This window comes from Streptodolium elevatio (genome assembly GCF_040649515.1).
Classification (GTDB): Bacteria; Actinomycetota; Actinomycetes; order Streptomycetales; family Streptomycetaceae; genus Yinghuangia; species Yinghuangia elevatio.
Genome location: NZ_JBEZFP010000238.1, coordinates 1 through 6,255, shown reverse-complemented (window position 1 = coordinate 6,255; position 6,255 = coordinate 1). Strand labels below are relative to the sequence as shown.

The 6,255-nt window shown below is 68.6% G+C and carries 5 protein-coding genes; 4 read left to right on the top strand and 1 reads right to left on the bottom strand.

Going from position 1 to position 6,255, the window contains the following annotated elements; all coding sequences use genetic code 11:
- Positions 1 to 57: 57 nt before the first annotated feature.
- Together AB0C36_RS42275 and AB0C36_RS42270 are read left to right on the top strand one after the other, a co-directional pair.
- A complete protein-coding gene (locus AB0C36_RS42275; RefSeq protein WP_358364893.1) occupies positions 58 to 378 on the top strand; it encodes a MerR family transcriptional regulator in 321 nt (106 codons plus the stop codon).
- 609 nt (positions 379 to 987) lie between these two features.
- Positions 988 to 2,691, top strand: coding sequence for a SpoIIE family protein phosphatase (locus AB0C36_RS42270; protein WP_358364891.1), 1,704 nt, complete (start codon positions 988 to 990; stop codon positions 2,689 to 2,691).
- A gap of 28 nt (positions 2,692 to 2,719) precedes the next feature.
- Here AB0C36_RS42270 and AB0C36_RS42265 read toward each other — a convergent pair whose 3' ends face one another.
- A complete protein-coding gene (locus tag AB0C36_RS42265) occupies positions 2,720 to 3,235 on the bottom strand; it encodes a DUF2231 domain-containing protein (RefSeq protein WP_358364889.1) in 516 nt (171 codons plus the stop codon).
- 800 nt (positions 3,236 to 4,035) lie between these two features.
- Here AB0C36_RS42265 and ctaD point away from each other — a divergent pair.
- On the top strand, positions 4,036 to 5,706 hold the full coding sequence (gene ctaD, locus AB0C36_RS42260; RefSeq protein ID WP_358364899.1) for an aa3-type cytochrome oxidase subunit I: 1,671 nt from the start codon (positions 4,036 to 4,038) through the stop codon (positions 5,704 to 5,706).
- 386 nt (positions 5,707 to 6,092) lie between these two features.
- Positions 6,093 to 6,255 (top strand): TetR/AcrR family transcriptional regulator (locus AB0C36_RS42255; protein ID WP_358364896.1); only part of this gene is annotated, 163 nt, incomplete at its 3' end.

Sequence of the window (6,255 nt, the reverse complement as noted above, 5' to 3'; positions counted from 1 at the left end):
TGGCGCCAGGGCCCCTCCACGCGTTCCCCGCCAAGACGTTCCGTGAGAGAGGTGCAGATGACAGCTGAGGACTCGTTCGGTCGTCTGGACGACGACGACTATCCCGCCTACACGATGGGCCGCGCCGCCGAGATGCTCGGCACCACCCAGGGCTTCCTGCGTGCGATCGGTGAAGCCCGCCTGATCACGCCGCTGCGCTCCGAGGGCGGACACCGCCGCTACTCCCGCTACCAGCTGCGTATCGCCGCGCGGGCGCGGGAACTCGTCGACCGCGGCACCCCGGTCGAGGCCGCCTGCCGGATCGTGGTTCTCGAGGACCAGCTCGAGGAGGCTCAGCGTCTCAACGCCGAATACCGCGCCGCATCCGTGCACGTATGAGCCGCATCCGTGTACGTATGACCTGTGCTCACGTGCCGGTGCCGCGCTTGTCCGCCCACTCCCGAAGATGAGCGCATGATCGCCGAAAACACCACGCCGCCGGCGCGCGGGCAGCAGCCCCGCCCCGGCACCGTGCCAGACACACCCGGTGATCCGCCTGCCGGCACGACCGGCGGGCGGGCCAACCCGGCCGACGATGGCCGCGGGTCCGGAAAGCACCGGTGTGGAGGGAGGTGGGGAGCGTGCGGCGGCGGTGTTGAAGCCGCGGATGCGGGGTTGGCTGCATGCCGATATGTCTCCGCTCGCGTTGGCGGGCGGGGTCGTCTTGGTCGTGGTGTCGCGTTCGGCTGCGGCGGTGGCGGCGTGTTCGGTGTTCGCGGCCTCGGCGCTGCTGTTGTTCGGGACGAGTGGGGGTATCACCGCGGGATGTGGGGGCTGCGGGGTGAGGCGGTGCTGCGGTCGTCGGGTGTTTTTGAGGGGAGACACGCGACGGCGGCAGACGGCCGTACGGTTCCTGCCGCCACAAGCGACCGTGGTGAGCTTTGTCCATCCGGCGGGTTTCGCCGGTAAGACTGTTCCCAACGGGGCTTGAGCCTGGGAGGAACCACGATGGACGCTCAGCGGGCTCTCCTGCGGCGGGTGGCGGAAATCGCCGGGGTCGGCATGTACGTGGTCGATGACCAGGGCCGGATCGTCGAGGTCAGCGCTCGAGCCTGCAAGCTCCTCGCCCGTTCCGCTCCGGAACTCGTCGGGCAGGACGGCCACGACTTCCTGCACCGGGACGAGCTGGGCGGACGCCTGGCTCCCTCTCAGTGCGCGATGATGCGGGCCTTCCTCGCGGGCCAGGCCGCACAGGGTGATGCTGTCTGGCTCGAACGCGGCGACGGAACGCTGCTACGCGCCGGATGGCTGCTTGCCCCCTACACCACTGAGGACGGGGATGTCGGCGCGTTCGTCGTCTTCCACGAAGCCGCCGAAGCACGGCAGGGCGACGCGGTCGACGCGTCCGCGTTGGGCGAACTGGAGCGGCTGGCGCTCCTCGCCGAAACCACGACCACCCTCACCACAACGCTGGAAACCGACGAAGCCGTGCAGCGTCTCACGCGATTGCTGGTACCGCGGCTGGCGGACTGGGCTGTCGTCGACCTGATCGCGGAGGGCGGCGAGGTCCGGCGCGACACCGTCGTGCACCACGACAACGGCGTGACGCATCGCCGCCGCGACCTCGAGGGGCCGATGCCCCCCGTCCCGGAAGGCTCCACGATGCCGCTGTCGCGGGCCCTGCGCGGCGCGGCCGCTTCCCTTGCCGGGCCGGGGCATTACCAAGGCCCGCCCGATTCGGGCATCGCCGAGGCCCAACGCGAGCTTTTCGACGCCACCGGCATGCATTCTGTGGCCATCGCGCCGATCCGCGGCGTACGCGAAGTGCTCGGCGCCCTGACCATCGGACGCAGCGAGCAGACGGACGCTTTCGGCCCGGAAGACCTCTCGTTGCTGGAGGACGTCTCCCGCCGGGCCGGACTGGCGTTCTCCAACACGCGGCTGTACCAGCGCCAACGCGCGGTTGCCGAGACCATGCAGCGCCATCTCTTGCCTCAACTTCCCCACGTCCCCGGCATGGGAATGGTGGCAAGGTACCTGCCCGCCCCGGACGCCTCGCAGGTCGGTGGCGACTGGTACGACGCATTCCCGCTTCCCGACGGGTCCATCGCCCTGGTCATCGGTGACGTCGCCGGCCACGACCTCGAAGCCGCCGCCGGCATGGCGCAGGTCCGCAACATGCTGCGTGCCTTCGCCTGGGATCACTCCGAACCACCAAGCCTCATCATTCGACGGCTCGACCAGGCACTTCTCCACATCAGCGACGCCGCGATGGCGACCTTGATCTTCGCCCGTCTGGAGGCCACCGAAAACGGTGACTGGAGCCTCATCTGGACGAACGCCGGGCACCCTCCGCCGCTCCTGGCCACCCCCGACGGACGGGCCCGCTTCCTCGACGGAGGGCACGGCATGCTCCTCGGCAGCGGCCTCGAACTCGACCGCACCGACGGCACCCTCCGGCTCCCTCCGGACAGCACCCTGGTGTTCTACACCGACGGCCTCATCGAAGTCCCCCACCAGGCGATCGATGTCGGGTTCGACCGCCTGCGCCGCAACGCCGCCGCCCTCTGCCGTCGGCGGCTCAGCGAGTTTTGCGACTTGCTTCTCGCCCGCGTCCGTCCACCCGAAAGCACCGACGACGTCGCCATCCTCGCGCTGCGCACACCGAGGGAAACGTCGCCTTCCCCGACCGCATCGCCGCGTTCGGGGTGATGTCGCGCCACGTCCGTCGGCGTGCGGGTCAGCGGTGGCTTCCGCGCGTCCGGTCGGCGGCCGTGGTCGCCTCCCATTCGGTGCCCTCCCGGGCCCTGGTTCCGGTGACGCCGACGAGGTGGTCATGGACCAGCGACCAGCCCAGGGTCCCGGCGGCGAGCATCGAGGCCACCCCGATCGCGCCGAGGGTGACGCCGAAGGTCGCACTTCGGGCGGGGCCGTTCCAGTGCGACGCGTACACCGCGAGCGTGATCGCGAACAGCGCGAGGGTGAGGACGTTCAGCGCGGCGTGCATCATGCCGACCCGCTTGGCCGGATGACCCTTGGGGACGGCAGCGCCGAGGTCCACCAGACCGGGCAGGTCGGCCAGGACCGCGCCGGCGACGCCGACGATGTTCATCACAATGGCGAAATTGAGCCAGAACTGGTCGTCCGTCCCGCCGTAGACCGCGTAGCCGACCAGGGCACCGGTGTAACCCACGATCGGGAACGAAACCAACATCGGATGCAGCGGGTGGCCCGCGACGCTCGCTCTGCTTTTCATGACGACTCCTGTGGAGTGGCGGGTCGTGATCTTCGGGCTCTGCGCGGCTGCCCCCGATCCGAGCGTTCAGACACGAGCAGACCTGCGTTGTGCAGACCTCTGTGGGTCCGGCCACGCTCCTTTCGCCGCGGCCATCCGAACCAGGGGACCGCGCACGAGATGCTGCGGGACACGCCCGAGAACCACGCCCCCTCGCCGCAGCGGGGCGGAGCGCCGCGTGGGCCGGACGGATGAACTGTGCGGCGAACGTGTGCGGGGGACGCGACACTCGCGGGGCCGTTGCGGGAAGTTGGCCGGGAACGGGTCCCGGTGACGGAGGTGCGCGGTGCACGAGCGAGTTCTGACACGCGGTGAACGGCGGTCGTGGAACGCGATCGCTGCGGGGTTGCGGGCCGACCGTCAGTTGGGGCCGGTGGCGGGGAGGGTTTCGCATCGGCGGGTCCGGGTTGCCGCGGCTGTGGTGGTCTGCGCGTCGCTCCTCGTCGGGTTGTGTACCGCGCTCGTCCTGAGCGGTCGGCATATGACGGTGGTGGCGCCTGTCGCCGTCCTGGGGCTCGCGGTGGTTCTCGGGTTGGCGGGTTGGGCCGTGCGCAGCCGCTAGCCGAGCGCAGCCGCCAGGCGGCCGACCGCGGTCGCCGTGCGATGACAGCGCGTGTCCGGCAGCGCCGCACTCCGCCTGTCCTGTCGTCCTGGGATGCACCGGCCGCCCGTGAACTGCTCTGTCTGCACACCGTTACGGAGAACTCGTGACTGACGTTCGATCCCCGTCGTTCGATCCGGCCCCCGCACCGGCGAACCCCCTGGCGCCGACCAGGCCGAAGCGCCCTGGCACGGCCGTCGTGCGGTGGCTGACGACGACCGACCACAAGACCATCGGCAGCCTGTACCTGATCTCGTCGTTCGTGTTCTTCGCCTTCGGTGGCGTCCTGGCGCTGCTGATCCGTGCGGAGTTGGCGCGCCCGGGCGAACACCTGCTGTCGAACGAGCAGTACAACCAGGCGTTCACGATGCACGGCGCGATCATGCTGCTGATGTTCGCCACTCCGTTGTTCGCCGGCTTCGCGAACTGGATCATGCCGCTGCAGATCGGCGCGCCCGATGTGGCTTTCCCCCGGCTGAACATGCTTGCCTACTGGCTCTACTTGTTCGGGTCGCTGATCGCCGTGGCGGGGTTCTTGACCCCGCAGGGCGCTGCGGACTTCGGGTGGACCGCGTACACGCCGCTGAGCGACAGCGTGCGCTCGCCGTCGATCGGCAGCGATATGTGGATCATGGGCCTGGCGATGTCCGGGTTCGGGACGATCCTCGGTTCGGTCAACTTCATCACCACGATCGTGGCCATGCGGGCGCCCGGCATGACCATGTTCCGCATGCCGATCTTCTGCTGGAACATCCTGCTCACCTCGGTGTTGGTGATCATGGCGTTCCCGGTTCTCGCCGCCGCGCTGTTCGCGCTGGAGGCGGACCGCAAGTTCGGCACCCACATCTACGACCCGGCCAACGGCGGACCGATTCTGTGGCAGCACCTCTTCTGGTTCTTCGGGCATCCGGAGGTGTACATCATCGCGCTGCCGTTCTTCGGCATCATCACCGAGGTGATCCCGGTCTTCGCCCGCAAGCCGATCTTCGGTTACAAGGGCCTTGTCGGCGCGACCATCGCCATCGCGGGGCTCTCGGTGACGGTGTGGGCGCACCACATGTTCGTGACGGGGTCGGTCCTGCTGCCGTTCTTCTCGTTCATGACGTTCCTCATCGCGATTCCGACCGGTGTGAAGTTCTTCAACTGGATCGGCACGATGTGGCGCGGATCGCTGTCCTTCGAGACACCGATGCTGTGGGCGGCCGGATTCCTGGTGACGTTCCTGTTCGGCGGACTGACCGGCGTCATCCTCGCCTCGCCCCCGCTGGACTTCCAGGTCTCCGACACGTACTTCGTCGTCGCGCACTTCCACTACGTGGTTTTCGGCACCGTGGTGTTCGCGATGTTCGCCGGCTTCCACTTCTGGTGGCCCAAGTTCACCGGCACGATGCTCGACGAACGCCTCGGGAAGATCCACTTCTGGACGCTGTTCGTCGGCTTCCACACCACGTTCCTCGTGCAGCACTGGCTGGGCGCCGAGGGCATGCCGCGCCGGTACGCCGACTACCTGGCCTCCGACGGCTGGACCGACCTGCACATGATCTCGTCCATCGGATCGTTTCTGCTGGGTCTGTCCACCCTGCCTTTCCTGTACAACGTGTGGAAAACCCACAAGTACGCCCCCAAGATCCTGATCGACGACCCCTGGGGTTACGGCCGTTCGCTCGAATGGGCCACCAGTTGCCCGCCTCCGCGCCACAACTTCACGTACCTCCCCAAGATCCGCTCCGAGTCGCCGGCCTTCGAGTTCCACCACCCCGAAGTTGCCGCCTTGGACTACCGCACCGACCGACCCCGGCAGAGCTCGGTCACCCCGGGCCGGCCCGACTGACCGTTTGCGACTTCGTACGCGCACTGATCCCGACCATCGCCGAACTGCCGGACGCGGTGCACCGCGTCGATGCGCACCGCGACTGGAAGCGCCGGGCGCCGGGCGACGAACGATTGGGACTGGTCCGGCACGACCTCGCCACCGACACCTGGCGCCGCGTCCCCGGGACCGGACCGTGACCTGACCGCCTCGGGCGGGGGCCGACAGGCCGGAAACGTCGTGATCACTTGCCGCATGGCAAGCACAAATCACATACAGGGCAGGGGAGTCACAGCGACTTTCTCGACCGCATGCCTTGTCATTCGTCAATCTTCCACGTACGTTCGGTGCGCACCGCAGGTCCAGCCCGGGCCACCGGGCGGGCGCAGTGGCCATGGGGAGGAGTGATGATGGTCGCCCCGGCACCCGAGGACACGTACGACAAGGTCCTATCGGCGGCCGTCGAGCTGTTCGGCGAGCACGGGTTCGCGGGCACCTCGCTCCAGGCCATCGCCGACCGCGTCGGCGTCACCAAGGCGGCGCTGTACTACCACTTCCGCACCAAGGACG

What these genes read in the sequence shown, in the direction of transcription:
- AB0C36_RS42275 (WP_358364893.1), top strand. Translation starts at nt 58, where the DNA reads ATGACAGCTGAGGACTCGTTCGGTCGTCTGGACGACGACGACTATCCC.
- AB0C36_RS42270 (WP_358364891.1), top strand. Translation starts at nt 988, where the DNA reads ATGGACGCTCAGCGGGCTCTCCTGCGGCGGGTGGCGGAAATCGCCGGG.
- AB0C36_RS42265 (WP_358364889.1), bottom strand. Translation starts at nt 3,235, where the DNA reads ATGAAAAGCAGAGCGAGCGTCGCGGGCCACCCGCTGCATCCGATGTTG.